At 38.9% G+C, this 26,479-nt stretch carries 18 protein-coding genes; 11 read left to right on the forward strand and 7 right to left on the reverse strand.

All coding sequences use genetic code 11. From position 1 onward, the window contains the following. Positions 1-161 precede the first annotated feature (161 nt). The 4 genes from B3P23_RS04750 to B3P23_RS04765 all read right to left on the reverse strand — a co-directional run bounded on the left by B3P23_RS04750 (position 162) and on the right by B3P23_RS04765 (position 7,666). The gene (locus B3P23_RS04750; protein WP_293924884.1) at positions 162-2,171 is read right to left on the reverse strand and encodes a beta-N-acetylhexosaminidase; all 2,010 of its coding nucleotides are present in this window, start codon (positions 2,169-2,171) and stop codon (positions 162-164) included. 86 nt (positions 2,172-2,257) lie between these two features. Next, positions 2,258-3,766 (reverse strand): RagB/SusD family nutrient uptake outer membrane protein, encoded by a 1,509-nt coding sequence (locus B3P23_RS04755; protein WP_045753947.1) that lies wholly within the window; start codon positions 3,764-3,766, stop codon positions 2,258-2,260. Positions 3,767-3,775: 9 nt separating this feature from the next. After that, complete coding sequence (locus tag B3P23_RS04760; RefSeq protein ID WP_293924887.1) at positions 3,776-6,772, reverse strand: SusC/RagA family TonB-linked outer membrane protein; 2,997 nt, start codon at positions 6,770-6,772, stop codon at positions 3,776-3,778. Positions 6,773-6,811: 39 nt separating this feature from the next. After that, positions 6,812-7,666 carry a glycoside hydrolase family 16 protein gene (locus B3P23_RS04765; protein WP_293924889.1) on the reverse strand — a complete coding sequence of 285 codons (855 nt, stop codon included), beginning with the start codon at positions 7,664-7,666 and terminating at the stop codon, positions 6,812-6,814. A gap of 166 nt (positions 7,667-7,832) precedes the next feature. Here B3P23_RS04765 and B3P23_RS04770 point away from each other — a divergent pair, with 166 nt between their 5' ends. Next, entirely contained in the window at positions 7,833-11,909 is a 4,077-nt protein-coding gene (locus tag B3P23_RS04770) for a hybrid sensor histidine kinase/response regulator transcription factor (protein ID WP_293924891.1), read from the forward strand. A 334-nt stretch (positions 11,910-12,243) separates the two neighbouring features. On the opposite strand, the gene B3P23_RS04775 is transcribed toward B3P23_RS04770, so the two are convergent. Further along, a complete protein-coding gene (locus B3P23_RS04775; protein WP_045756290.1) occupies positions 12,244-12,465 on the reverse strand; it encodes a hypothetical protein in 222 nt (73 codons plus the stop codon). 839 nt (positions 12,466-13,304) lie between these two features. Between B3P23_RS04775 and B3P23_RS04780 the strand changes: the two genes are divergently transcribed. After that, on the forward strand, positions 13,305-15,431 hold the full coding sequence (locus tag B3P23_RS04780) for a catalase (RefSeq protein ID WP_293924894.1): 2,127 nt from the start codon (positions 13,305-13,307) through the stop codon (positions 15,429-15,431). An 86-nt stretch (positions 15,432-15,517) separates the two neighbouring features. On the opposite strand, the gene B3P23_RS04785 is transcribed toward B3P23_RS04780, so the two are convergent. Further along, a complete protein-coding gene (locus tag B3P23_RS04785) occupies positions 15,518-16,042 on the reverse strand; it encodes a YceI family protein (RefSeq protein ID WP_045756366.1) in 525 nt (174 codons plus the stop codon). A gap of 616 nt (positions 16,043-16,658) precedes the next feature. On the opposite strand from B3P23_RS04785, the gene B3P23_RS04790 reads away from it, so the two are divergent. Then, entirely contained in the window at positions 16,659-17,642 is a 984-nt protein-coding gene (locus tag B3P23_RS04790) for an aldo/keto reductase (RefSeq protein ID WP_293924895.1), read from the forward strand. Positions 17,643-18,030: 388 nt separating this feature from the next. Continuing rightward, the gene (locus tag B3P23_RS04795; protein WP_293924897.1) at positions 18,031-18,555 is read left to right on the forward strand and encodes an ExbD/TolR family protein; all 525 of its coding nucleotides are present in this window, start codon (positions 18,031-18,033) and stop codon (positions 18,553-18,555) included. Positions 18,556-18,615: 60 nt separating this feature from the next. Here the strand turns inward: B3P23_RS04795 and B3P23_RS04800 are convergent, their stop codons facing one another. Further along, complete coding sequence (locus B3P23_RS04800) at positions 18,616-19,185, reverse strand: hypothetical protein (protein ID WP_293924898.1); 570 nt, start codon at positions 19,183-19,185, stop codon at positions 18,616-18,618. Between the two features lie 444 nt (positions 19,186-19,629). On the opposite strand from B3P23_RS04800, the gene B3P23_RS04805 reads away from it, so the two are divergent. The 7 genes from B3P23_RS04805 (at position 19,630) to B3P23_RS04835 (ending at position 26,435) form a co-directional block, all read left to right on the forward strand. After that, positions 19,630-20,283 carry a flavin reductase family protein gene (locus tag B3P23_RS04805; protein WP_293924899.1) on the forward strand — a complete coding sequence of 218 codons (654 nt, stop codon included), beginning with the start codon at positions 19,630-19,632 and terminating at the stop codon, positions 20,281-20,283. Beyond that, entirely contained in the window at positions 20,273-21,523 is a 1,251-nt protein-coding gene (locus tag B3P23_RS04810; RefSeq protein ID WP_293924900.1) for an NAD(P)/FAD-dependent oxidoreductase, read from the forward strand. The genes B3P23_RS04805 and B3P23_RS04810 overlap by 11 nt, the downstream gene beginning before the upstream one ends. 189 nt (positions 21,524-21,712) lie before the next feature. Beyond that, positions 21,713-22,339 (forward strand): hypothetical protein, encoded by a 627-nt coding sequence (locus B3P23_RS04815; RefSeq protein WP_293924902.1) that lies wholly within the window; start codon positions 21,713-21,715, stop codon positions 22,337-22,339. A gap of 64 nt (positions 22,340-22,403) precedes the next feature. After that, positions 22,404-23,210, forward strand: coding sequence for a helix-turn-helix domain-containing protein (locus tag B3P23_RS04820; RefSeq protein ID WP_045756373.1), 807 nt, complete (start codon positions 22,404-22,406; stop codon positions 23,208-23,210). Positions 23,211-23,294: 84 nt separating this feature from the next. Continuing rightward, on the forward strand, positions 23,295-24,242 hold the full coding sequence (locus B3P23_RS04825; protein WP_094772925.1) for a nitrilase family protein: 948 nt from the start codon (positions 23,295-23,297) through the stop codon (positions 24,240-24,242). A 223-nt stretch (positions 24,243-24,465) separates the two neighbouring features. Continuing rightward, positions 24,466-25,770 (forward strand): DUF2931 family protein, encoded by a 1,305-nt coding sequence (locus B3P23_RS04830; RefSeq protein WP_045755935.1) that lies wholly within the window; start codon positions 24,466-24,468, stop codon positions 25,768-25,770. A gap of 38 nt (positions 25,771-25,808) precedes the next feature. Next, entirely contained in the window at positions 25,809-26,435 is a 627-nt protein-coding gene (locus B3P23_RS04835) for a hypothetical protein (protein WP_293924906.1), read from the forward strand. Positions 26,436-26,479: the final 44 nt, after the last annotated feature.

Consider the following 26,479-nt stretch of genomic DNA (forward strand, 5'->3'; position numbering starts at 1 on the left):
CCTCTAGCTGTTATGTAATTTGTACATAAAATCATCTTTAAAAATGATATGCTTAGGGATACGCTGTCTGATGAAAAGCGGAATGCCTATCTTAAAAAAGGACTAAATGATAATTAGCCCTTTTTTAGGATGAAAGCAATCATTACTTGGCTATATACTTTTTACAGTGTTTCCGTTTTTTCAAAGTTTTTGAAAGGAGTAAGATTGAAGGTAACATGACCTTTTGAATCGATCCCGCCGACTCCTCTAACGATTGCTTTGATTGTATAGGTTGCGGAGGGCTGGTAAGCGTCAACATTGAAATTGTAAAAGAAGGGTTTGATTTTACTGGTTCCTCTAAATTTGTCCGCTAATGCATGGTGATCGTCTGTCGCAATTACTTTTCCATTTTCTAATAATTGTACTTGTTCTATTTCTAAATAGTTTTTTCCACTCAGATAGAAGAAACCTGCTTGTACTGCACCGTTGGCATATACTTTTTTCGTCACATCGTAGCTTAACGTGTCGTACTGACTCTTGATAGCGGTACTATCCCATTGTGCAATAATATACCCACCGGGTCTGTAGTAGTCGATACGCAGGGAATCTAAACGGGGATACTGGTGGTCTAGACGTTGCGAAAAGGTTTTAAAATCTTTGTTTTTGGGAGATGACCATGCGATTTCGGACAGAGCTAATAGTCTTGGGAAATTGTGCACGTTCATTTCTTTGAGTTCTTGGGTCAAAGCCGTCCATTGATTGGCCTGTACGCCTAAGACCAATTTTTCCTCTTCCGGCGTAAGATCTGCTGAGGGATCATATTCATACACTTTCTGTAAAGAATTAATCTGCGGGTAGCCCAGATCACTCATGGTACCATCATTGCGGTCGGCTTGTGTAATATCAAAGTAGAGATGTGATGATGGTGTTGCTACGGCTTTAAAACCTTGGCTTGTGGCTTCTTTTATAGCCGAAGCACCTATCCAGCTCATGATGGCAGTAGACTTCGGTAAGTTTTTGGCATCACTTAATATATCATTCCATCCTAAGGGCTTTTTACCTTTTTTGGTGATAATGTCAGATACGCGCTTGACGAAATAGCTCTGTAATTCATGTACATTTGCGATTTGATTTCTATTCATAAATTGCTTGACATGCTCTTCTTTGTCCCAAAGCTCGTGACGCACTTCATCACCTCCAAAGTGAATATATTCCCCTGGGAAAAGATCGGCAATTTCAGTAAATACCTGGTCTAGAAACTGGTACACTTTTTCACTTGTTGGATCGAGTGTATTGGGCGTGAACTGCACACCCCAATAATGCCAAGAGGATACAAACGGAAAGATATGGTTGGGATAGGTATACGAATTGACCCCCAGCTCTGGATAGACTAAGATGGCTGGCCATGAGTGACCAGGTACGTCGATCTCAGGTACGATACTGATGTTTCGTGCCTTGGCATAAGCTACGACTTCTTTAATCTGTTGCTGCGTATAAAAGCCACTTCTTGCTGCAGGTTGATTTTCTGTATGATGAAATACTGTGGCTCTTGGTGAAGTCAATTCGGGATACTTTTTGATTTCGATACGCCATCCTTGATCATCTGATAAATGCCAGTGAAAAGTGTTGAGTTTGTACAACGCCATGACATCCAGGTATTTTTTAATGACATCGACGTCATAAAAAGTACGGCTCACGTCTTGCATATAGCCTCTCCAATCGTATCGTGGAAAATCAGAAATCTCGACCGCAGGAATAGACCAGTCAGTCTGTACACTATTTCCGGGAGCTTCGATCGCTGTCGGCAAAAGCTGACGTAAAGATTGTGTGGCATAAAATAATCCTTTTCCTGTTGTCGCGGTGACTTCAATTTTTTCATCCGTCGCCACGATGGTATATCCCTCGGGATGTTGGATAGCCGCTTTTTTATCGATGGAAAAGATAATCACATTTTCCTTTTTATTCCCAGTAGGGAAGGGATATTGTGTAATGGTTCGTAATTGTGTTACAAATAGAGCGACATCTGCTGGCACTGCATGACGAAAGGAAATACTTGTTTGGGCATTGAAACGAAATTTTCCTTTTTTTAAAGCAACCTCCTGTGGCTTGGGAATAATCGTGATCTGTTCTTGTGCCCATGTAAGCTGTAAACTTAAAAATCCTATGGCTAAGGATAATATTGTTTTTTTCATAGTTATTTTTTGGATATGGAAGTGTGGTTTTGATGCGCGAAAAATAAGACTGCCTTGATAACAGGCAGTCCTATTCGGGTCATAAATTATTTAATGATCGGGATAGGAGCCCAGTAGAAACTATGGCTGCTATCGTCTGGTTTTCCCACTAAGGTCAATTCGCCAGTTCCGCGATTTGCATTGGCTTTGGCAACAGTTTCGGTACGAATCAGATCAAACCATCTTGCTGCTGGTTCGAATCCTGCAAATTCCCAACCTCTTTCGGCAATGACTGCTGCTTGGAATTTATCTTTCGCCAAACCCGCTTCGAGGTCTTTGAGCCCTGCGCGTCTGCGCACTTTATTAACCGCCTCGTATGCTGTTGCATCTGCAGTTCCGGTGGACATGGTCTGTGCTTCGGCATAAGTCAATAGGACTTCTGGGTAACGAATGACATAGACCGTTGCATTGCCCCACCAATCATTCATTTTATGTGTTGCGGGATCATACGACTCATCATCCCTATATTTCATAAAGTAAGGATGTTTATGCGTTAGTTTGGTATAGTCGACCACATTCTTCGGATCATTCTTGATAAAATAATCTTTCTGATAAGTAGCTGCTTTACGAGGTCCTTCAGGAAAATTGTTATAAAAATTGATTTCTCCAAAAGCTTCATCCCATCCACCTTCTTCTCCTGGAGCAAAGTTTGGGGGACCTAACTGGCTGCCGTTGCCCCAGTTGTCACCATATGTCCAAATGCTCGGCATGTTTTTGTTAAAGTAGCATCCAAAGACAGCTTCTTTATTGAACTGATAATCTTTGTCCCAAAGTTGATCAAAGGAAGGGAGAAGTGTATAACCCCATTTTTGGCTGTTGTCGATGACCTCTTTGGCTTTACTTGCCGCTAAGACATAGTTTTCAGTTTTTTTAAGTGGCCATCCTGCCATGGTTAAGTAGACATTGGCTAGCAGAGATTTTGCTGACCCTGCTGTGGGTAGGATATCTACCCCGTTTTGACGTCTTGGTCCAGTCCAAGCATCGGGAAGCATGGTTTCAGCTTTTTTTAGATCTTCAACAATTTGTGCATAGATTTCTTCGGGTGTGCTATTGCCTTTTTGATCGAGTGAAAACTGCAGTGGCATAGGAACAGCTCCCCAGGTACGCGTCAAAAAGAAATAATTGAGTGCACGATAGAAATAGCCAACACCGCCCGCCTGGTCTTTATCTGCAGCCGATGCCTCAGTTGCCTTTTCATAATTTTCAATCAATGCATTGGATGATTTAATGGTTTTATAAAAATTGTCCCACCATAAGGTCATCCGATCGTTGGAAGAGTTGGGTTGAAAGGTGTCAAAATCGGAGAAACCTTTTTTGTTACCACCGGCATGTGTGGTAATGTCATCGGATCCAAATGTAATCGCCATACCACCGGTTTGATTCCAAGCCAGATTGTAAGATAAAGCAATCCCCAACATGGCTGCATTAAGATCATCCGAAGTTTTATAAAATGTGGCAGGTAAGACACTTCCTTTGGGATCTTCTGTTAAGTAATCTTTACATCCGCCAAAGAGCAGGCTTGATGCAAATAATATAGTAAAAAGTTGTTTTTTCATGTTTGTCAATTAAAAAGTCAGGTTTAAGCGAACCGTATAGGTGCGAGGTGAAGGATATGCGCCGAGATCAATCCCAGAAGTTACATCGCTGTTAGGAGCTGTAGAACTTGCTTCTGGATCGAAACCTTTATATTTGGTCACCGTAAATAAATTTTGAACACCAAAACCTAGACTTGCTGTCGCTACTTTTAATACCGATTTTGGAAGTTTGTAACTCAGACTGATGTTTTTTAATCTGGTGAATCCGGCATCTTGTAAAAATTGTGTTGACTCCACATATTGTTTGCTCTTGCTGGTAGCTGATGCCCATTCATTAGACGGGTTTTCGGGTGTCCAGTAATTGGTTGCAGCTTGTAGTGTCGGATAAGCAACATCGGAAGTAACAATGGCCGCGGCCGCGTAAGTAGCATTGAACATTTGATGGCCATAGGCGCCTTGGATAAAAATATTGAGATCGAAATTTTTATAGGTAAAGTTATTGGTAAAACCCATCTGAACTTTTGGAGTGGCATTACCCACGATTGTCATATCTTCATATCCGATCTGATTATTACCGCTTACATCGGTGTATTTATAGTCTCCGGCTTTGCGATTCATTTTTGCATCGTCAGCCTGATAAACGCCTTCCCACGGAATCAAATAGAATGCGCCTAATGCTTCACCTACTTTGACCACTTGGATATTGGCATTGATCAAACCGCCTCCGATACGGGGTTGTGGTATCATGTCTTGACCTTCATTAAGGCTGATGACTTTGTTTTTATTAAAACTTACGTTGAGATTACTGTTCCATTGAAAATAATCATTTTGGACCAGAGCAGCATCAACGGCAAATTCGAAACCTCGATTATTGATAGAGCCCACATTCTTAAGCATCGTGCCACCGCCTAAATATTTATCGATCTGTGTAGGCAATAGGAGATCTACGGTATTTTTGTTGTAATAATCGGCTGTAACCGTCAGTCGGTTGTTAAATAACCCGAGGTCAAAGCCAATATCAGTCTGTTTGGTTGTTTCCCATCTTAAATCTTCTAATGCAGGATTGCCAATCATATAGCCCTGATAAGATGTCGTCGATCCATAAGAATAATTAACAGGACTGAGTAGTCCCATGGTCTGATAAGGACCTATGGCCTGGTTGCCGGTCATACCCCAACCTCCACGAATTTTGAGTTTTGAAATTGCTTCCACACTTTTTAAGAAGCTTTCTTCATGTACATTCCAACCAAGACTGAAGGAAGGAAAATTGCTCCATTTTTGACGTTGCTGAAATTTGGAAGACCCGTCTCGTCGATACGATACCGTTGCGAGATATCTGTTGTCGTAACTGTACATTGCTCTTCCCAAAAAAGATAATATAGACCATTGCGAATAACCAGAAGATATGCTTTGAGCCGCATTTAATCCTAAATTGTAGTACCCATTAGATGTACTGGTCAATCCTGAGCCATTGGCGCTAAAATTATTACTGGTACTAATCGTGCTTTCTTCAACTGCTGTTAAGGTCAGATTATGCTTTTCTGCTATGGTCTTCATGTAGGTCAGTACATTGCTGTTTTGAAAGGCATAGCTTTCACTATATCCTTGACCAGATTTCATATTGTTGGGCGACACCCAGTCATTTGCTAGAGAAGCTGATTTACTTAAATTGGCGTCTAGACCTGCATTGGAGGTAAATGTCAATCCATCGAAAATTTTGTATTTGATGTTTCCATTGAAAGTTGCAATATTACTGAAGATATTGTCATCGGATTCCAATGCGGTCATCAATGGATTGACCCAGATCGGCGAAATTCCATTTCTGTTGTAGTTTTTCCCATCAGCTTCGTAGGGTTTTTCGGTGGGAGCCCAAGCAATAGATGCCATCACGGGATTGGCTTTTGAGGTCATAATCGCATTATTATGCGCTTCGACCCGTTGTGCAAATAGGTTGATGCCTACGGATAGTTTTTCATTGATCTTGATATCGGTATTGGAACGCAATCCATATTTTTTTTGATCAGTGTTGTGTAAAGTTCCATCTTGATTTTGATAAAATGCAGAGATAAAGAACTTGGCTTTTTCTCCGCCACCGCTTAATGAAAGCTGTTGATTGTGCGTGTTAGAATTTTTTAGCAACAAACGCTGCCAATCGGTGGTTTTGTTTTGGTAACTCGCAGGATCGGCAATGACAGTACTTCCTGCAATGGTATTTGCCATGGTTGCGTAGGTAGTGGCGTCCATCAGTTCATAGCGCTTAGGTAACGTATTGAAGTTGATAAATCCATCATAACTTACTGTAGTGGCACCTGCTTTTCCTTTTTTTGTGCTGATAATCACAACTCCATTGGCTCCACGTGATCCATAAACGGCTGTGGCCGACGCATCTTTTAGCACATCCATGGATTCGATATCGTTCACATTAAGATCTTCTAGGCTAAAGGTACTCAGCGCTATACCATCTACAATGTAAAGCGGTTCATTGCTGCCGGCTATGGAGTTATTTCCACGAATACGAATTTTAGCTTTTCCGCCTGGAGCACCTGAACTTTGGGTAACTGCCACACCTGATACTCGACCTTGAAGTGCAGAAGCAGCCGTGAGTACGGGTTGACTTTTGTATGCATCAGCTTTTAAAGTGGAAAAAGATCCGGTGAGATCTTTAGTGCGCTGTTGACCATAACCCACTACGGTAACTTCTTCCAGTTGCTGATCTTCGGATTGCAGCTCTAGTTGAATTGGAGCATTTGTCTTTAGTGTAACCTCCTGCGACTGGAAGCCTACGTAACTGATCTGTAGTTGACTGCCAACAGCGGCTGTAATACTGAATTTTCCTTGGGAATCCGTTTGGGTGGCGACTGTCGTTCCTTTCACTTTGATGACAACATTGGATAGGGGCTGACCCTGTGAAGTGATCTGTCCCTGAAATTGTTGCTGCTGTGCAAACGAGACAAGAGGCGAACTCATGCCGATGACACTGAGTGCGATCAGTGCCTTTGATGTTGGAAATTTAAACCGATAATGCATGGTTATTTGAGGTTGTTTTTAGATGGGTGGATATATAATTTAATTTGTTTTTTGCTTTTGATACACACGTACGTAATCTATTTCCATTTGAAAAGGTAGATCGGCATCATCTATAGCTCCTGGCCATCCTGCTCCTCCAGACTGATTTAAGATCAGATAAAAAGGTTTATCAAAAGGCCATTGCGCAGCAGTTGATGGTATGGGTTTATAGTACGTGTAGCGCAGTACATGATTGACATAAAATTCAATTTTGGTGGCGTCCCAGATGATTGCATAGATGTTGAAATCCTCTGTATTGTAAGTGCTGTTTTCTGTAGCTGTGCTTCCGCCATCGGTACCAGTGACTGCTCCATTGTGAATAGTTTGGTGTACTTTATCTTCCTTATTGACATGCTCCATGATATCGATTTCACCACTATTTGGCCAATCGCCGTAAGAAACAGGATGTTCGGGCATCATCCATATAGCTGGCCAAGATCCTTTGCCTTGATTAAATTTGGCCCGAACTTCTACCTTACCATATCGGAAATTAAATTTTTTGGCCGTCTGAATTCCTCCAGAATGGTAGGGTACATCGTCATTTTCGATCACCTGGTTGTCCATACGTAAAAGTAAATTTCCTGATTCTTGTCTTACATATTTGGGGCTGGCAGTCAAATATTTCGCCCAAGCCGGGCTCCACCTGGGAGCGAAGGACCATTTTGTAGTATCAAAACGATCTGAACTATTAAATTCGTCCGAGAAAATTAAGTTCCATTTTGCCGTATCAATAGAACCAAAAGAAAGAGACGGAGCTAAATGCTCATGGAATAGATTTATTTTACTGTTTTCTGCTGCTGTTCGACAAGGTAAGTTGCAGATCAAGCAGATCAAAATGAAAAGTGCTGTTTTCATAAAGTCATCATATGGTTTAAAAGAGCTATGGTTTGCTGGATGCTAAGATAGGGGGGGTGAATACAAGAAAATAGGGGCAAAGCAGTAATCTTAGGGGGGTAAATCTTTAATAATATACAAATAAGTCAGACATAAATCGTATTTTTATATCCAGAAACTAGTCTGGATGTTTGGGATAAGAAATATATATTGTTTGCTGCTATGCTTTATTTTTCCCTGTGCTTTAAAGGGGCAAGGTGTTACAGAAAGTCCTGTTGTACAGCGCTATTCTCTTGGAATTGAACAAGGCCTTTCCAATAATGATGTAAATTGTATCATCCAATCTAAAAGCGGGATGGTGTGGATGGGTACGTTTGATGGTTTGAATCGTTATGATGCATATCGACTTACGGTTTTTAGAAAGAATGTCATGGATCTCAATTCGCTTCCTGGAAATCGTATAGAAGCACTCACTGAGATGGACGACGGACGACTTTTGATCGCAACACTAGATACTGTGGTGGTGTTTGATCCAACATGGAACACGTTTAGTAAGCTTTCTTATTTGCATCCGACCACCAAAAAGCATATTTCTCTGACAGGATCTGCAATTTTTAAGGCTCAGGGAAAAAATATTTTTATTGGTTCCGATAACAAAGGATTGCTAATTAACAGCCAAACTGATCTCCTTTATAAACAGGTTCCTTTGGTATTAGGGGGAAAGAGACAATGGAATTATCAAGTAAAGGGTATGGACTTGGATCGTCAAGGTACATTGTGGGTCTTCATTGCTGGTGTAGGTCTATGCCAATGGGATCAGGAATCCGACGCATTGCTTGTACAGGATGTGCGATTTCAGGAATGTAATGGATTGCTGTCAACGCCCGATGGGGCGATTTATTTAGCCTTAAATACAGGTGTATATAAATGGCATCCAGTTAAGGATAAGCAGCATTTTGTTCGTTTTTCAAAACCTGTGCTTCATCTCTTTTTATCTAAAAATGAAACCATTTGGGCATCTACCGATGGCGACGGTATCTATCTTAAATTAAAGCAAATAGATGGTTTTAGTAAAACCTATGAAGCCAAGGATGGCTCGGGATTGTCCAGTAATGCCGTTAAGCAAGTGATGGAGGATCGTGAAGGCCGCATGTGGTGCGCAACACTGCGCGGTGGAGTGACAATATTAGACGCGAAAAAACGCTCTTTTAATGTTATTGTACCAAAGCAGCTGAATCCTAGTTTAAAATCTAATTTTTTTGTTTCTACTTTTTTTGAAGAAAGTGAACAGAGAATCTGGGTCGGAACAGACGGCTACGGGCTCTTTAGCTGGGATCGAACCACAAAGACCTTACTGCCCGTCGCTGAAGGTGACCTGAAAGATAAGAGCATCACTAAAATATGGCGCGATAAAAAATACCGGTTATGGGTTTCTACTTGGAATAATGGTATCTATCGGATTGAGAATAATGGCAAGCAGATCAAGCATTATCGCTGTTATGATCCGGTACACAAAATTTGGGCAGATAATGTATGGAATATATTTGAAGATCGTAAAGGACGTATCTGGGCTACCACTTTTGGTCATGCTGGTTTATATAAATGGAATGAGGCAACGTCGGAATTTGTCTTTATATCCAATAAGTTTGGCAATATATTGACATTTTGGGAAGATTTAAGAGGAGATCTTTGGTTTGGTAATGATGCGCAGCTGATTCATTATAGACTGCACGACCAGCGGATGATTACCTACGATTTGGGATATCGCATTCGAGCGATCTACGGTACAGAAGATAGCAAAAACCTATGGATCGGTACGGAAGGAAGAGGAATTTTATCCATCAATGTACATAGCGGTAAGTTTATCAGTTATGGGGAGCATCAAGGCTTATCAAATAATAATATATTAAATATACTGCCGGATAACAACGGTCAGCTTTGGATAAGTACATTTAATGGATTAATTAAATTTGATACAAAATCCAAACGTAGTGTCAATTTTAAGGAGGAGGATGGACTTCAAAGCAATCAATTTAGCTATCATGCAGCACTTAAGCTCCGTAATAGTCAGATGATATTTGGTGGTAATAAGGGGTTTAATGTATTGAGGCCTGAAAACATAGCTGTCACTCCACTTTCTTTTGAACCGCAACTGACAGCAATACAAGTTAATGGTAAACCAATCCGGGATTTAATCGCTAAAAATACAGTAAGCTCTGATGTGAACTCTTTTCACAAACTAGAGCTCCCATATGACAATACGAATCTTCACCTTGAGTTTTCAGCTTTTCCATTTTTCTCCTTAGAAAATGTGCGATATGCGGTTCAATTGATAGGACACGATCCTAATTGGATTAATTTGGCTGAACTTCCTGTCATGGATTATAATCACTTAGCTCCAGGAAATTATAAACTCTTGGTGCGTGCATCAGCAAAGGATAATAATTGGAAAGTGACGCATCTTTTGGATGTGACGATTTTGCCGCCGTGGTATCAGACCTGGTGGTCGATTATGCTCTATATTGCTCTCTTGATAATAATGGTGTATACATATGTTACTATTAAAAAAAATAAGACAAAACTGTTGTACGAGGCTAAGTTTGCAAAGCTTGAGGTGGAGAAGGAGCGGGAAATCGGTCGAAAGAAGATCGCTACGTTTGCAGATATTATACAAGAGATCAAGACACCATTGACTTTTGTCGTCAATCCGCTAAAGGCATATATCCAAAAATATCGAGAAGATGTATCAGAGGATCTTTTAGTAGCCTATCAGAATGCGAGCAAACTTCTTGTTCTCGCGGATCAACTAAGTGAAATTAAAAAAGGAAATAGTTTTAGCAAACCGCTAAAATTGGAAAGGTTTGATTTTTGTTTGCTGCTGCAGGAGGAAAGTTTTGCTTACCAGCAGTGGTCCGGCCATGAAATTGTTAACTTTGATTTGGATATTCCGCTAGCGGAACTGTGGATTTATGGAGATAGACAAAAAATCGCATTGGTCATTTTTAACTTGCTATCTTTTGTTTTCCAGAGGTTGAAGATGGAGGGTACTGTTTCGGTTACATTGAAAGAACATGATGCTGATTTTGAGGTGTTGATTTGGGGCTTCACATCCTTGACAAAAAAAACTGATGCGAGTGAGCAGGCAACGCTGATTAATCTTCTTGAAGGATCAATGAACAGCGAGCTGGGGGTAGGTTTAATTCTAACGCGCGATTTTGTAAAAGAACATCTGGGTGGATTGTCGTACAAAATAGGCGATGACGGTGAAACATGTATGATGTTGAGCTTGAACAAAGATCGATGGTACCTTCGTCTGCATGATATGATGTGGGAAAATCAGCTGCTGAAGCATCAACTCGATGAAGATGTAAAAATGGCGGCAAATCACATGGTACCACAACATCTGAGTCCGCTGGAAATTACAAATAAAAAAACAATTCTAGTGGTCGATGATAACAAAGTCTTTCGGCAATATATGCGACAGATCTTTAAAGAGGACTTTCACGTTTTTGAAGGTAAGGACTGCCAGGAAGCGATGCGACTAATAGAAAAAACAAATCCAAATATGGTGATTGCCGAAGTGTTTATGGATGGTAATGGATATCAATTTTGTCGAGATCTAAAAAATAATACCAAGTACACTCAGTTGCCCATCATTTTGATCAGTGCATTGAGTACTACTGAAAATCAAATTCAGGCTATTGAAGCAGGGGCGGATGATTTTATGGCTAAACCTTTTGATGCTGAAATCTTGATAAAAAGGGTGCATGCACTGATGGAAAATAGGAATGCTTTGCACGATTACTTTTTTAAGCGCATTACACAGAGAGATGAAGAGGGGTGGACTGATGAAAATCACGGTGGAATTTCAGTTGAGGAAAAAGATTTTTTGGAAAAGTGTATGACTATTATTGAGGAGAATCTACAAGATCATAACTTTAATGCACAGGTATTAGCGAGTTTATGTCATATGAGCTATTCTAACCTATATAAGAAAATTAGAGCGTTATCAGGGCTTTCGACTTCTGCATTTGTCCGAGCGATCAGATTACGAAAAGCGGCTGAATTACTTTCTGGATCTGATTTGAATATAAACCAAATTGGAGTGGAGGTGGGCATTCAGGATGTGAAATATTTTAGAGAAAAATTTAAAGATTTATATGGCATGACACCTTCTGCCTATATCAAAAAATATAGAGCTTATTTTAACCAAGATTATACTCTTGTAAAACCACTTGCTGAAAATATTAAAGATCGAAAATAGTTGTTATCCCTTTGCATTTGTTAAGAGGAGCTTGGTTTTACTTTCTACATCATCATAATGGTCAAGATTGTTTTTCTGAGTTTGTAGCATATGCAGCATTCCAACTTTTGGATCTGTTACAATAACTCCAGAATATACAGCCGATAAATATTAAATAGTAATAATCCCAGTGACCAAAGTCATCCGCTGTCACGATATACATGATCATTGGTGATCATGTGATATATAAAAAAGTATAGGTACAACAAGAAATGCCATTTCCGTTGTACCGACATTAATAATGGATAGCTTGATAATTTGTAAGGATTTAAAGTGTTTGTGTAGCTATAATTCCTTATCGGGTAAAAGCAAAGTAAATAACATAAAACCAGCTTAAAATTCCGTGTAGAATAGCCCAAAGAATGGATTTGTTACGGTCCCAAGAAGTAACTACTGCGATTACGGATCCTAAACCAATACCCGATGTAGTCACAATTTTTGTGTTTTCAGTAAATTCCTGTCCAAAGACAATGGAAGTCGTTAACAATAAGAATACAAATAGTGTTAATTTTTTCATGATTTATAGTTTTAGTTTGTTTTCTATATTTTGTGCATTTATATGGTCATAAACAACATGATCAGCATATTTGTTTAAATATTTAAGTCCGAGATTTCCCAGATCTTGCATATTAATATATTTTACATTTTAGAATAAGATAAGTTAAGAGTATAAAATCAGATTGACAAAAAGAAATGAGGCAAGTTTACTTTGCTATTTTGATCTTAATTAATCTAAAAATTAAAGGTTGGCTCTTAAATAACTGATGTTAAATGACACTTATTATTTTACTCTATACGGGGTTGGGTTTGTAAGCTAAAAAGTAAACAGGAGCTATCAAATAAATCCCCTAGCTCTTGTTGAGCTAGGGAATCTGAGCATGGTTAAATTAAACAGGTGGAAATGCAGACCACTTGATTAAATCGTTCAAAGCATTTACATCTTGAAGATTATAGGCTTCTCATATGGACATGGCTAATCTTCAATACTGTTGCCGATTTGAACTAATACTAAGATAAAGATGATTTTAAAGGTCGTGTTAGCAGATCATTGACAATTTTATGGTTAGATCGTTGACAGAGAAAGTGACATATATGCGTCAGTTTATGATCAACAAAGGGCATGCTGATTGAATAAGGTGCTGAAAATGAGTAACGCTTCAAGTCGATCATGTTGAATGGAAAACCTCGGATCTTAAAATGAACGAGGAGCATGAGATCAATTTGTCTGATTCATTTTTTGCATGCAGTTGATCGCGCGAAAGGAGAAACAATTTTACGTTTAAGTTGTTTATAGTTTAGTGTCGGTTGTATATTACCTCTGGCATGTGCTAATCTTCATCAATAACTACTATAAACATGGCTAAGCAACAAGAAAACAAAAAAGTGCAACAGATCCAAGACCATACTATTGACAATGCTAACCGGGTATTGACAACGAATGATGGTGTTCCGATCAATGATAACAACAATATGCTCAAAGCAGGAGAACGCGGCCCTGCACTTATAGAAGATTTTATTTTTCAAGATAAGCTGGCTCATTTTGATCGTGAGCGCATTCCAGAGCGTGTAGTACATGCGAGGGGATCTGGTGCTCACGGTGTTTTTGAAGCGAAGGTTGATATGTCCAAATATACCAGTGCTGCTTTTTTGAAAAAAGGAACAGTCACACCCTTATTTATTCGCTTTTCAACTGTTGCGGGATTTAAAGGTTCAACCGATCTGGCCCGCGATGTGCGGGGTTTTTCGGTGAAATTTTATACCGAGGAAGGTAATTATGATTTGGTTGGAAACAATATTCCAGTCTTTTTTATCCAAGATTCGATGAATTTTCCGGATTTGATCCATGCTGTTAAACCTGAACCTAACAATGAGATGCCACAGGCTGCATCTGCCCATGATACCTTTTGGGATTTTATTTCTTTAATGCCAGAATCTGCACATATGCTGATGTGGGCAATGTCAGATCGTGCCATTCCGCGTTCATTTAGAATGATGGAAGGTTTTGGTGTACATACTTTCAAATTTGTCAATGCAGCCGGTAAAGGTACTTTTGTGAAGTTTCATTGGAAACCTAAATTGGGGGTGCACTCGGTCGCATGGAATGAAGCACAAAAAATATCAGGCTTTGATGCAGATTTCTTAAGACGTGATCTTTGGGAGAATATTGAAAAAGGTAATTTCCCACAATGGGATTTAGGGGTACAGCTGGTGCCCGAAGAGGATGAACAGAAATATTCATTTGACTTATTGGACGCGACAAAGATCATTCCTGAGGAAGTGATCCCGGTGACGATCATCGGTACAATGACTCTTAATCGTAATCCCGAAAATTTCTTTGCTGAAACGGAGCAGGTAGCGTTTGATCCGGGGCGTTTGGTGCCGGGTATAGATCTGACCAATGATCCTCTGCTACAAGGACGTATATTCTCTTATGCAGACACACAAAATTACCGTTTGGGTGGGCCTAATTTTCATGAGCTTCCGATTAATAGACCTGTCAATGGTAAACACAACAATCAAAAAGATGGTTTTGGAAGACAGGATATCTTAAAAGGAAATGTGAGCTATTTCCCTAATAGCTTAGGGGGAGGATGTCCTTACCATGCCATGTTGAAAGGCGAGACAGGATTTAAAAGTCACGAGGAGAAAGTTGATGGTCATAAGGTAAGGCGCAGGTCTTCATCTTTTGCTGATCACTTTACTCAAGCTCGTTTGTTCTTTAATTCGCAGTCAACACCTGAAAAGGAACATATCATCAGTGGTTATAGTTTTGAGCTCTCTAAGGTGAATTCTGTTGATATCCGTAAACGTGAACTGGCGATCTTGAATCAAATCGATCAGGAGCTTGCTAAAAGGGTAGGTGCCAATCTTGGATTGACTCCACCAGCACAACTGGATGAATTAACCTTGCAGTTTGCACGTCAAAATCATCCTGATTATCCGATACAGGCGCGTAAACCAGAAGTTGAAAAATCGGCAGCATTGAGTATGGCTACTGCTCCAGGTGAAGGAACAATAGAAACGCGGAAAGTTGCTTTTCTAGTTGCAGATGGTGTCAGCAGAGCATCGGTCGATGTGATGAAAAAGGCACTGGAAGCTGAAGGAGCAGAGGCTGTATTAATATCCACACATACTGGGACAGTAAAATTTAAAGAAGGTGGTGAAGCAGAAATCCAACATACCTATCTGACCGAGGCTTCCGTTTGCTATGATGCATTTTATACACCAGATGGAGATTCGGTTGCGGCTTTGGAAGATGAGCCTGATTATATTCACTTTATCAATGAAGGATTTAGACATTGTAAGGCTTTGGCTTTTGCAAAAGGAGCAGAAAAATTGATCGCTGAATCGTATATCGCGAAGCAAGAAAAAGATTCGGGTCTGATATTGGAATCTGGTCATAATCTGACTGCAGATTTTATTACTGCGATGAAGGGCCATCGTGTATGGGACCGAGAGAAAGTACGTAAAGTACCGGCTTAATCAAGTGTATTCACAAATCATATTCAACGTAAAAAAGTCATGCTTCTGATTGGAGCATGACTTTTTTAATAAAATGCTATGTTGTTTTATTTCGTAACGATGAATTGTAAATCTGCTTGAAATTTGACTTCGTCACTCACCATCAATCCACCTGTTTCTAATGCTGCATTCCACGTTAATCCGAAATCCTGACGGTTGATTTTACCGGTTGCGGTGTAACCGATTTTTTCATTACCCCAAGGATCCTTGGCTAATCCGCCAAATTCAACATCTACAGTAATTGATTTGGTCACTCCTTTGATGGTTAGATCTCCTGTTAATTTGATATCATCCCCATCTTTTGTGCTACTTGTCGCATGAAAGGTAATCTCTGGATGAGCTGATGCGTCAAAAAAATCTGAACTTCTTAAGTGTTCATCGCGTTGCTCGTTTTTAGTATTGATAGATGCTGTTTTGATGGTCAGGTCAATTTTGGCATTTTCTAAATGGTTGGATTCACTGTCTACCGTAACATCGAAATCTTGAAATTGACCTTTTACGTTAGTAATCATCATGTGTTTTACTTTAAACTCAATTTCACTGTGTGCTTTGTCTAAACTCCAATTTGCCATAACTTTAATATTTAAATTTGTTTATAATTTTTTTATTTTTCTTCTTCTTATTTATGCTACAAAATTAGCATATCCTTTTGTTATAATTATTGACCTACATCAATTTCGTAATTACAATGTAAGGTGTGACAATAGTTAAACAAAGGTGCCTCCTATTGGTTTCAATTTATTTTCGCAAATTAATTCAGTAGTAATTTAATGTAGAATAAGTTATAAGGCAATTTTAAAACCACTTGTTGGATTTTTTGTCAGAAAAGTAGGTTAATTGATCCAGGATAGAAATTGAACCATATGAATTTTATGATGTAATACATCAAGTATATCGATCGCATACCTGAAAAAATGTTGAAGGTCAATTTGCTATATCCAATGCTGTACCTCTGAATCGCCCGACTAGCTGGGTAAAATAAAAACAAAATGTCACAGTAAGTAGCCGTACAGTGTTATGGATATGTCAGGTTTTACTTTTACCGTAAAGGCTGGTTTGAAAATAGAACGAAACAACCGACCATGTTAACTGTTTTATAGGTATAGGACCGTAAGAAATTCAAAAATTTCGATTGATAGGGATCTTAGCTGTGAATTTATGTTTTGATATATTAAAAATAAAATAAAAATGGAATATAGAAAATTAGGTGATAGTGAATTAGAGATTTCAGCGATTACTTTTGGCGCTTGGGCGGCTGGCGGCTGGATGTGGGGAAGTACGGATAGAACCGAAGCTATCGAAGCCATTAGAGCTTCTTATGACCTTGGTGTAACTGCTATTGATACAGCGCCCATCTATGGACAGGGCACTAGTGAAGAAATCGTTGGTGAGGCGATCAGAGAAATTGGTCGCGACCGGGTTCAGATTTTAACTAAATTTGGTATGCGCTGGGATTTGGCAAAAGGAAATTTAGCGATGCACAGTAAAAACAATTCGGGTGAGGATATTGATATCTATAAATTTGCGGGTAGAGATAGTATTATTTACGAATGTGAACAGAGCTTGCGACGTTTGGGTACAGATTACATTGATCTCTACCAAATTCACTGGCCCGACCCCACGACAGGGATGGACGAAACTTTTGAAGCAGTTACCCGTTTGATAGAACAAGGTAAGGTACGTTATGCTGGGGTTTGTAACTATAGTGCGGCGGAAATGGAGGAAGCTGAAAAAACATTAAAATTGGTTTCTAACCAAGTCCCATTCAGTATGGTCAATCGGGATATCGAGCAGGAAACAGTTTCGTATTGTGTGGTTAATAACAAATCAATCCTAGCGTATAGTCCATTGGAGAGAGGTTTATTGACAGGTAAAATCACTGCTGATTATCAATTTCAACCTGGTGATCACCGCGCAAAATTACCACATTTCCAACCTGATTTTATTACTAAAACAAATGATTTACTGGCGAAAATAAAACCAATTGCAGATCAGCATCATGCAACTTTAGCTCAATTGGTATTACGGTGGACTATCGAAAGGGCAGGGATTACCATTGCATTGGCAGGGGCAAGAAATGCACTGCAGGCGGTTCAAAATGCTAAAGCGATCGATATCCATTTAACCCAAGAGGAAATCGAAACCATCAATGAATTTGTCAATAATTTTTAAAGGGATATCGCGAAAGAAAAAGAATTATTTCACAACTTGATCGGTTTATTCGATCAAGTATTTAAGTGCATCGGGGAACAAAATACCTTTGTACAAGATCTGAGGTTATTTTTGCCAGATCTAATTGCTGTCGGTAGAAGATGGCGTATTTGTATTTTTCATGTGCCAGACTGCCGAAGGATGACAATCGGAGCGATGGAAAAAATAGATCAGTATTGCCTGACCGTATGTTGAAGGTGAAATTACCTTAAGGTATGCTCCTCGATTTTAAATAAAGCTGTTGTGATAAAACTTTATATTTTTATTGAAATTTAATATGGAATAAGTGTCATGGGGGCATCCTATAAAAGAGTATAAACCAATTTATATCCTTTTAATCTAGAATGTCATGGCAGAGCTAAATCAAAAACAACCGCAAGCAGGGAAAAAGAAAATAAGAAGTAAAAAATTGGCTCCGAAGGTCGATCTTACTGCGATGGTGGATCTTGCTTTTTTATTGATCACTTTTTTTATGTTGACCACCACCTTAAGTAAACCGTATCGATTAGATGTGGCGATGCCGGACAATCATGGAGAAAACCCTTTATTGCTAGACGAAAGGCGTGTAGTTTCCCTGTTATTGACAGATAAGGGATTGATGTGGTATCATGGCGATTTTAATCATCCCATATCAAAACCGGAGTTTACTGATCTCAGTAAGACAGGGATAAGAAAAGTCTTGGATCGTCTAAAAGCAGAAATCCCTCCAAAGGCTGACGGTAAGGATATGATCGTCTTGATTAAACCGAGCAAGGAAGCTCGTGCTGTAGATGTGATCCAAGCGTTAGATGAGATGAAACAGGTGGATATCAAACGCTATACCATCAGTAAAATCGGAGACGACGAGGAAAAGATGGTTTTAGCTATGCTTTAATTTGCTGTTCTCGAATGATCCTTGTATCGCTTCGTCAGGTGAGGACGAAGCGATACTCTTTTAATTTTTATCCAATTTTTGCCAGAAATTGGTAATTTGTATTTTGATAACCTCGGGTAGTTGACCATAATTGTCCGAATAGGTTGTGTTTTGATAGCCATCATCATGGTCTGCCTGAAGTCTGTAAAACTGTTTTTTGTAAAGAATTAAGGCGATACAGCTCAGCTGTTTTTGCATATCCTCCTTTGGATGTCTGGAATATACAAAAATAGCGTCAAGCCTACCATCTTTATCAGCATCGAAAAAAGATTTTCGTGCATCCCATACGGAGGTGACAATCCCTTTTTCGGATACATCATCTTCGGCAACAACGGTCCATTTATCAGCTATTTTTTGAAACTGTTGGATATAAAGGTGATCGGGATCGGCATGACGCTCTTCTTTGGAGAACACAATATAATTATCTTCTTGAGGCGTGGTGATGTGCTCCACCTGAAGTACTCTTTTTCCTTTATAGGGAAAACCAGACTGCTCGAAATTTGCTTTATTGACCGAAATACTGGTTATCTGCGCATGAGCGAGGCTGATACTGAATCCCAAAATCAGAACTGCTGCAAACTGGTTGATCATATACTTAGAGTTAGTTTACTTTTAGTTGTATTTGGTTTAAAAATAGTTATTTATAGTGAAACATGCTAGTTTTTAGTAATCAGAATTTATGAATGTAATGATGTGATCAAAATTGGGAGAATAAACATCCTATTCGTTATGATCAAAAATAATCATTTTCTGAATACTAAACTTTTCATAAAATCAACTTGATACTGCAAATAATATAGTTTACTATTGTTCTTTGATTTTTTAATTAATGTTTTTTTTAGGAATTATAGTCATGTATTTACAGTTTTGTAAAATATAAATCTGTATTTTGGTATATAATAATACTTAAATTGTATTTTTATCTTTTAGAGTTTTGGTATATGTATTGAGTCCTTAATTTAAGGCTGTATTTTTATGTAATCAATGCTTGATGATATTGGTTTAGGTTATATTTGAAATAAGATGATTTAATAGATGAAAGCAATAAATAGAAGTGAAATCGATGAAATGGATAAATTCTATCGAATCAATCTGATTAATAGTTTGATCGGTGTAAAACCACTTAATCTATTAGGTACATGCAATCGGGCGGGTACAACTAATCTAAGCATTATTAGTTCTGCATTTCACTTAGGCGCTCTTCCGCCCTTGCTGGGACTGGTGATGAGACCACAGCGCGAACACAACGATACGCTTAACAATATACAGGCTACTGGGCAGTACACGTTGAACAATGTATTGCCAGATTGGTATAAACAAGCGCATCAGACCAGCGCCAGTTATGCTTCGGGAATATCTGAATTTGATACATGCGGCTTTCATGAATGGTATAAAGAAGATTTTAAAGCTCCATTTGTCCAAGAATCTACTGTGAGAATAGGTTTGGAGTTAAGAGAAATTATAGATGTCGCGATCAATGGAACGACAATCGTCATTGGTGAGATCGTGCAGCTACTGATTGATGATTTGATTATTGAAGAGGGGGGGACGGTGGATCATATTAAAGCCGGGTCTATGGCTGTATCTGGATTAGATCGTTATTTTATTCCTCAGTTTGTGGGGTCTTTATCTTATGCAAAACCAGGTACTGAACCTCAAGAAATTAAAAATAAGAATCATGGAAAGTAACGATGTAGATGTACTTATTGTTGGCGCCGGGATAGCCGGTCTGACTGCTGCTAAAATTTTAAAAAAAGCTGGTAAATCGTTTAAGATAATTGAGGCTTCGGACAGGATAGGCGGAAGGGTAAAAACCGACGAGGTCGATGGGTTTTTACTCGATCGCGGTTTTCAGGTTTTACTGACGGCTTATCCGGAAGCGCAACATTTATTGGATTATGAAGCACTCGAGCTTTGCACCTTTGATCCTGGAGCAATGATTTTAACAAAAAAAGGCATCAGTACTGTAGGTGATCCCATTAGAAAACCATCGTCTTTGATCGGCACCATATTTTCTGCTGTAGGAACAATTGGTGATAAGTTGCGTTTGCTCAAGTTAAGAGCCTATCTTGGTCGTAAAAGTATCAATGATATATTTTTAGAGGAGGAATTAACTACTGTCGATTATCTAAATAAGAGGGGGTTTAGTGAGCAAATGATGACGCTTTTCTTTAAGCCATTTTTATCTGGAATATTTTTAGAAGATGAATTGAAAACATCAAGTCGGATGTTTGAGTTTGTTTTTAAAATGTTTGCTGAGGGGGATGCTGCGATTCCTGCAAAGGGTATGGAAATGATTCCGTTGCAATTGGCTAAAGACTTTTCTCCAGGAGATGTTATTTGCAATGAGAAGGTGATCGAATATGGTCAAAAATTTGTTAAGACACATACAGGCTCTATTTATAACGCTAACTTTGTTCTTATAGCGGCAGACGAACTAAATGTAACTCCTGCTCATCAACAGATTTTAAAGGGATATCAAGCTGTGACCAATATGTATTTTTCAGCCTCTAAAAAGCCATTTAATAATCCCATGATTGCATTAAATACATCGAAAAGAAAATGGGTCAATAATATTGCTGTTATGAATAATATTTCTTCAAGATATGCTAACAATGGCAGTGCCTTAATTTCTCTTTCATTGTTAGGGGATTATACTCATATCATTGAGGCAGATCTACAGAAAAAAGTGATCGATGAACTCACATCATGGTATCCTGATGCTGTTCATTGGAAGCATGTGAAGACTTATCATATTCCTTATGCTCTGCCTAATGATGAAAAAGTATTTGATGATCTAGATGATCACATGTTTAGATTAAGGGATAACTGTTTTGTTTGTGGCGATTACCTTTTAAACGGTTCCATCAATGCTGCTATGAAAAGTGGCAGAAAGGCTGCTGAAGCTATTATAAAGGACATGATTTAAAAATTTTATTTTTCTTTTCGTTGGTTTTGTTTTTTGATTTGTCGAGATCCTGGATTTAAATATCCGGAATTGTTAGCGTATTATGCTAATTTTACATGCACTTAATTTGATATTCATCCGTAGATCAGTTCTAGTATGCTTCCAAAGGACTTGAAGTGGGTTGGAACTTAAACTAAAGCAATATTCATCATGAAATATTTGAAATCAACATTCTTCTTACTGACACTAGGTCTATTTTCAGCTTGTAATCAAAGTGGAAATGTCACTACAGGGAAATCTAAAGCGGTTGCGGAAATACCGTTTGTTAATACAAGGGCCTTGCTTGAAGACTTGAAAAATAGGGTAGTAGAACTATACAAATGGAATGAAGTACAAAGCAGTCATGTAGATTTTGAGCCACTGCTGCAGCAAGAAATGGATAGTGTATATGTGGGACTTGATCTCGCACGACATGAGCAACGACTTGCTGAACTGAGGGAAACTAATTTTTTTACGGATCATTTTGTTGAAAATTACGATCAAATAGCCCGAACCATCGATGAGAAGTTAAAGGAAAAATCCAAAATATGGTATGTAGGTGAGCTTCCGCCATTTGGCAATGGCGCAAATCCGTGGTGCAATTGTCAAGATAATCCAGATAAATATTGGGAAAATATTATCTTAAAAAATGTTCATATGAGCAATGGAGATGCCATCTTCAGCTGGTCGTGGGGTGGTGACTTTGGATACAAAGCTAAAGCTGTACTGGATCATGGGCTGTGGAAAATAGATTATCTGGAAGGATTTGACCCCAAAACGTTTATTGTTGCTGACTAAAGGAGGTGAGCAGAGTGCTTTCGTATTATCTTTCTTATCTTTATTAAATTAGCACGTTGAGATTATGCAGCTTTATCCAACATTGATGCTTTCTAATATTGTAAAACACTACTTGATCATTAGGCATGAACAGGAGGTGTTTGCCAATTATCGTTTATTTTCTGATGGTAATCCCGGTTTGGTGTTTCATTTTAAAGATCCGTTTTTACAAGAATCTGATCGTCATTCGAACAGTGTGCAGCCTCATAGTTTTCTTTATGGACAGATGACGCATTTTAATGACATTCGATCGGTCGGTAAATTGGATATGCTAATCGTGGTACTTCAACCTCATGCCCTACGTGCTTTGCTAAATCTATCTGCCTCTGAATTAAACAATACAGTTGTACCTTTGCGCACCGTCTTTGGTCAGGAAGGCGACGATATCGAAAATCGGGTTTTGAGCAGTGCGAATCGTGCTGAAGCGATAACAGCGATCGAGCAGATGTTAGTTTCGAGAGTAAACCGGTTTCAACATGAAGATGGACTGATAAATGGTGCTTTAAGGTTGATCTATCAAGCAAATGGGATCATTGCTGTGGCGGATATCATCAATGAGCTTCCCGTTACAGAACGGCAGTTGGAACGGAAATTTAAAGAGCAGGTCGGAATTGCTCCTAAAAAATTTATAGATGTGATCAAGTTTCAGTATTTCCTTAAATCATTGCAAAAATCTAGATCTGAGGTTACACTTTCTCAGATTGTATATGCGAGTGGTTATTATGATCAGGCGCATTTGAATAATTTCTTCAAGCGACATGTAGGTGTAACACCCACACAGTATCGTAACAATGATCATCTGCTTGCGATCAACTTGATGCAGGTATTATAAAATGAAATTGTCGGTTTTTTACAATGTATTTTTAGGGCGTCCAGCTAATTTTGAATCATTAGTGGTTTATAAATTTAGATATCAATGGAAAACTTAAAAATTGCCAGTGTACAGTTTGAAAATCGTAGCGGCGATAAAACCTATAATCTTGATCTGATCAGGCAATTGGCAGCAGAGGCAGCGGGGCAAGGAGCAGACGTAGTTGCCTTTCATGAATGTTCGATCACCGGTTATACCTTTGCTCGGAACTTGTCCCGGGAGGAGATGCTGGATTTGGCGGAACTGATCCCTGATGGTCCGTCTGTCAAATCCTTAATAGCAATCGCTAAGGAATATCAGATAACAATCTTGGCCGGACTATTTGAAAAAGACGCTTTAGGAGCTCTTTTTAAAGCGTATATCTGTGTGGATGAAACGGGGCTTATCGCTAAACATCGGAAACTACATCCGTTTATCAATCCACATCTTTCGGCGGGAACAGCTTATACTATTTTTGAGATAAAGGGTTGGAAGTGTGGAATCTTGATCTGCTATGATAATAATATCATTGAAAATGTGAGGGCGACCACTTTGCTCGGGGCACAGGTGATATTTATGCCTCATGTGACGATGTGTACCCCTTCAACACGTCCTGGAGCCGGATTTGTAGATGCGGAATTGTGGAAAAATAAGGAAGAAAATAGCGCGTTGCTTCGAGCTGAATTTGACGGATTGAAAGGCCGTAGCTGGTTGATGAAATGGCTGCCTGCACGTGCTTATGATAATGCTATATATGCTGTATTTGCAAACCCTATCGGCATGGATGATGACCAGTTGAAGAATGGATGTGCGATGATTATTGATCCCTATGGTGATGTGATGGCTGAATGTCGTTCTTTGGGCAATGAAATTTGTGTGGCAGAATTGACTGCTGATAAGTTGATGAAAGCGGGCGGATATCGGTATATCAGAGCGAGAAAGCCTGAATTGTATAGGGATATCTTGGGACAACAACATCTAAGTGAACAAAAAGTGGTGTGGTTGCATAAATAAACCGCGCGGCACATGCCTGCCATGAGCTATAACTCTAACGATTGGTATGTAGGTTGAACATAAACGGTATACCTGCAGTCTGAACAGATTGGGTACCGTTTTTTAATGTTTTAAAATCAGGATGAGTTGTGTATATTTGGTTATCTTGCTTCTAGCCTGTACGACATTTATTTAATAGCACTTCATCTTTCCACAAACCGCTCATCATGATAAACACTGGCATATGAATAGAACACACCTCCGTAAAATTTTTCTAATTGCCGGCGCCATCACTGGTTTTGGATTTTTATTTTATCTGTGTCTAGGCGATGGTGTTGCATTTGAAACGCAGGGTCTCTGGGCTAGTTTTGCAAATCTTTTCGGTATTCTGATACTCTTCTCACAGTTTATACTCCATTTTATTGTACTGCTGATCATTTGTGGTCGAGGTAAAAAAGGCACAGAACTGACATTAAAACAAAATTGGATAATCGGTATATACTGCTTGATTGCTGTGATCTTCAATATCGTATTGATCTTGAAGACAACGACCTTTTCTCGGGCAGAGATGAGTGTGGAACGAGAGTGGCGTAATTCGGAAAAATACTATTGGGAACCTGCTATCTCCAATCCTGAGGGGTACCCGGTGCGGGTGCTGGAGGGACGTTTTTTTATTTCATCGTGGAGCAGAAATAATGCTTTTCCGGATATCGATGACAAATTTTATGATTCAAGGTGGGGTTTAGGAATGACTACTTTTATCAGTCAAGATCAGGGTAGTATGGTGATGCCAGACAGTTTAAGGCTGACTTGGTATTCTGTTGTTGAGGATTGTTATTATAAGCTTCAGGTATCCTTAGATAAAGAAAAAATAACCCAATTGTTTAAAAAAGGATTTGAAGCAAAAAACCACAACGGTGTATTCCACCGCACCTATGATGAAATCATTGTTGGACTAGCACCTGGTGGCGATGTGGCACTTTGGGTGGGAAGCAATTGGGGTAATGCAACCGAAGTGAGTTTTTATCAGGCGCAAAAATTAGATACTATAGTGATAGAGCCTGCCAGGCGTCAAGAGGTTCGGGAAGAATTGACCAGACTGAGAAAGGGCAAAGATTGGGTCGAGCAAGTTCATACTACGGATGATCTGATCCCATATGATAAATGGCGTAAAAAATATCGACAACCTTACGGATGGACTCTTCAATTTGTCAAGGACGGGGTTTTGGATAATCCAGAATTAGAAGTTGAATTTTTTAACGGTGAAAAGTTTACACTAATCGATAGTACATTGTCTCAAAAAAACTTTCCTGCGCAAGCTGTACCTGCCTCTTTGTTTCTTAAATGTAGAGGAGAAGATGGTAAAATGAAGCGGGAGTATGTGGTCTTTGATGAGGAAAATATCTATAATACTTTTGAAAAACTAACATTAAGTAAACAAGAAATAAAGGTGATCGTAACGTGTAAAATCAATAAACAGGGAAAAATAGAGCAGGTAACTGCTCAAAATAATAGAGAAGAGTTTCCGTTAATATTAAAAAAGGATTAAATAGTGAAAGTGGTTTAGCTAAATTACAAAAGTAACATATGAGTGATAAATTGATCAATCACCACCTTAAACGGATTAATATTGTGAGCGTATTCTTTTTGTCAATAGGAACTCTGTTGACTGCTGTTGGCTGTAAAAGTGGGAATGCTAACCATGCAATAAGTCATGAAGAGCGTAACATTGATAAGCAAAATACAAATAGGGCCATCGATAAAAATAGGAAACAAAATCCTATCAATAGATCTATGAAAAGTGATACCCTAATAATTTCTACAAAGCATACCCCTAACGTTGTTTTATGTGATATGGATGGAGATAACCGCATGGATACTGTATATATCGTCCAACATAAAAAGAATCATAAATATGGTCTTAAAATAGCTTTTGGGAATAAAAAAATTGCGTGTTTAGGAATGGGACAGGATATATTGGGACAGGGTTTTGATGATATTGAATGGGTTGGTATTTTTGAAATAGCTCCAAAAGGAGAGATCTATTATAATAATGTCAATGATGAAGGTGAAATTATTACAGAAGAACAGGTAAATGAAAATGATAAAATAAAACTTCCGAATGATGGTATTTTCATCCATCAGGCCGAAGCTTGTGGCGGTGGTATCATTTATCTCCATGATGATCATTTTGCTTGGATACAACAAGAATAAAGCAAAAGTATGCCCATTAGGATCTGTTTCTCATTTACTCAATT

Origin of the sequence: Sphingobacterium sp. UBA6320, from assembly GCF_002440335.1 — a bacterium.
Taxonomy (GTDB): Bacteria; Bacteroidota; Bacteroidia; order Sphingobacteriales; family Sphingobacteriaceae; genus Sphingobacterium.

Coding starts and splice junctions, on each gene's coding strand:
- B3P23_RS04750 (WP_293924884.1), bottom strand. CDS start 2,171: ATGAAAAAAACAATATTATCCTTAGCCATAGGATTTTTAAGTTTACAG.
- B3P23_RS04755 (WP_045753947.1), bottom strand. CDS start 3,766: ATGAAAAAACAACTTTTTACTATATTATTTGCATCAAGCCTGCTCTTT.
- B3P23_RS04760 (WP_293924887.1), bottom strand. CDS start 6,772: ATGCATTATCGGTTTAAATTTCCAACATCAAAGGCACTGATCGCACTC.
- B3P23_RS04765 (WP_293924889.1), bottom strand. CDS start 7,666: ATGAAAACAGCACTTTTCATTTTGATCTGCTTGATCTGCAACTTACCT.
- B3P23_RS04770 (WP_293924891.1), top strand. CDS start 7,833: ATGTTTGGGATAAGAAATATATATTGTTTGCTGCTATGCTTTATTTTT.
- B3P23_RS04775 (WP_045756290.1), bottom strand. CDS start 12,465: ATGAAAAAATTAACACTATTTGTATTCTTATTGTTAACGACTTCCATT.
- B3P23_RS04780 (WP_293924894.1), top strand. CDS start 13,305: ATGGCTAAGCAACAAGAAAACAAAAAAGTGCAACAGATCCAAGACCAT.
- B3P23_RS04785 (WP_045756366.1), bottom strand. CDS start 16,042: ATGGCAAATTGGAGTTTAGACAAAGCACACAGTGAAATTGAGTTTAAA.
- B3P23_RS04790 (WP_293924895.1), top strand. CDS start 16,659: ATGGAATATAGAAAATTAGGTGATAGTGAATTAGAGATTTCAGCGATT.
- B3P23_RS04795 (WP_293924897.1), top strand. CDS start 18,031: ATGGCAGAGCTAAATCAAAAACAACCGCAAGCAGGGAAAAAGAAAATA.
- B3P23_RS04800 (WP_293924898.1), bottom strand. CDS start 19,185: ATGATCAACCAGTTTGCAGCAGTTCTGATTTTGGGATTCAGTATCAGC.
- B3P23_RS04805 (WP_293924899.1), top strand. CDS start 19,630: ATGAAAGCAATAAATAGAAGTGAAATCGATGAAATGGATAAATTCTAT.
- B3P23_RS04810 (WP_293924900.1), top strand. CDS start 20,273: ATGGAAAGTAACGATGTAGATGTACTTATTGTTGGCGCCGGGATAGCC.
- B3P23_RS04815 (WP_293924902.1), top strand. CDS start 21,713: ATGAAATATTTGAAATCAACATTCTTCTTACTGACACTAGGTCTATTT.
- B3P23_RS04820 (WP_045756373.1), top strand. CDS start 22,404: ATGCAGCTTTATCCAACATTGATGCTTTCTAATATTGTAAAACACTAC.
- B3P23_RS04825 (WP_094772925.1), top strand. CDS start 23,295: ATGGAAAACTTAAAAATTGCCAGTGTACAGTTTGAAAATCGTAGCGGC.
- B3P23_RS04830 (WP_045755935.1), top strand. CDS start 24,466: ATGAATAGAACACACCTCCGTAAAATTTTTCTAATTGCCGGCGCCATC.
- B3P23_RS04835 (WP_293924906.1), top strand. CDS start 25,809: ATGAGTGATAAATTGATCAATCACCACCTTAAACGGATTAATATTGTG.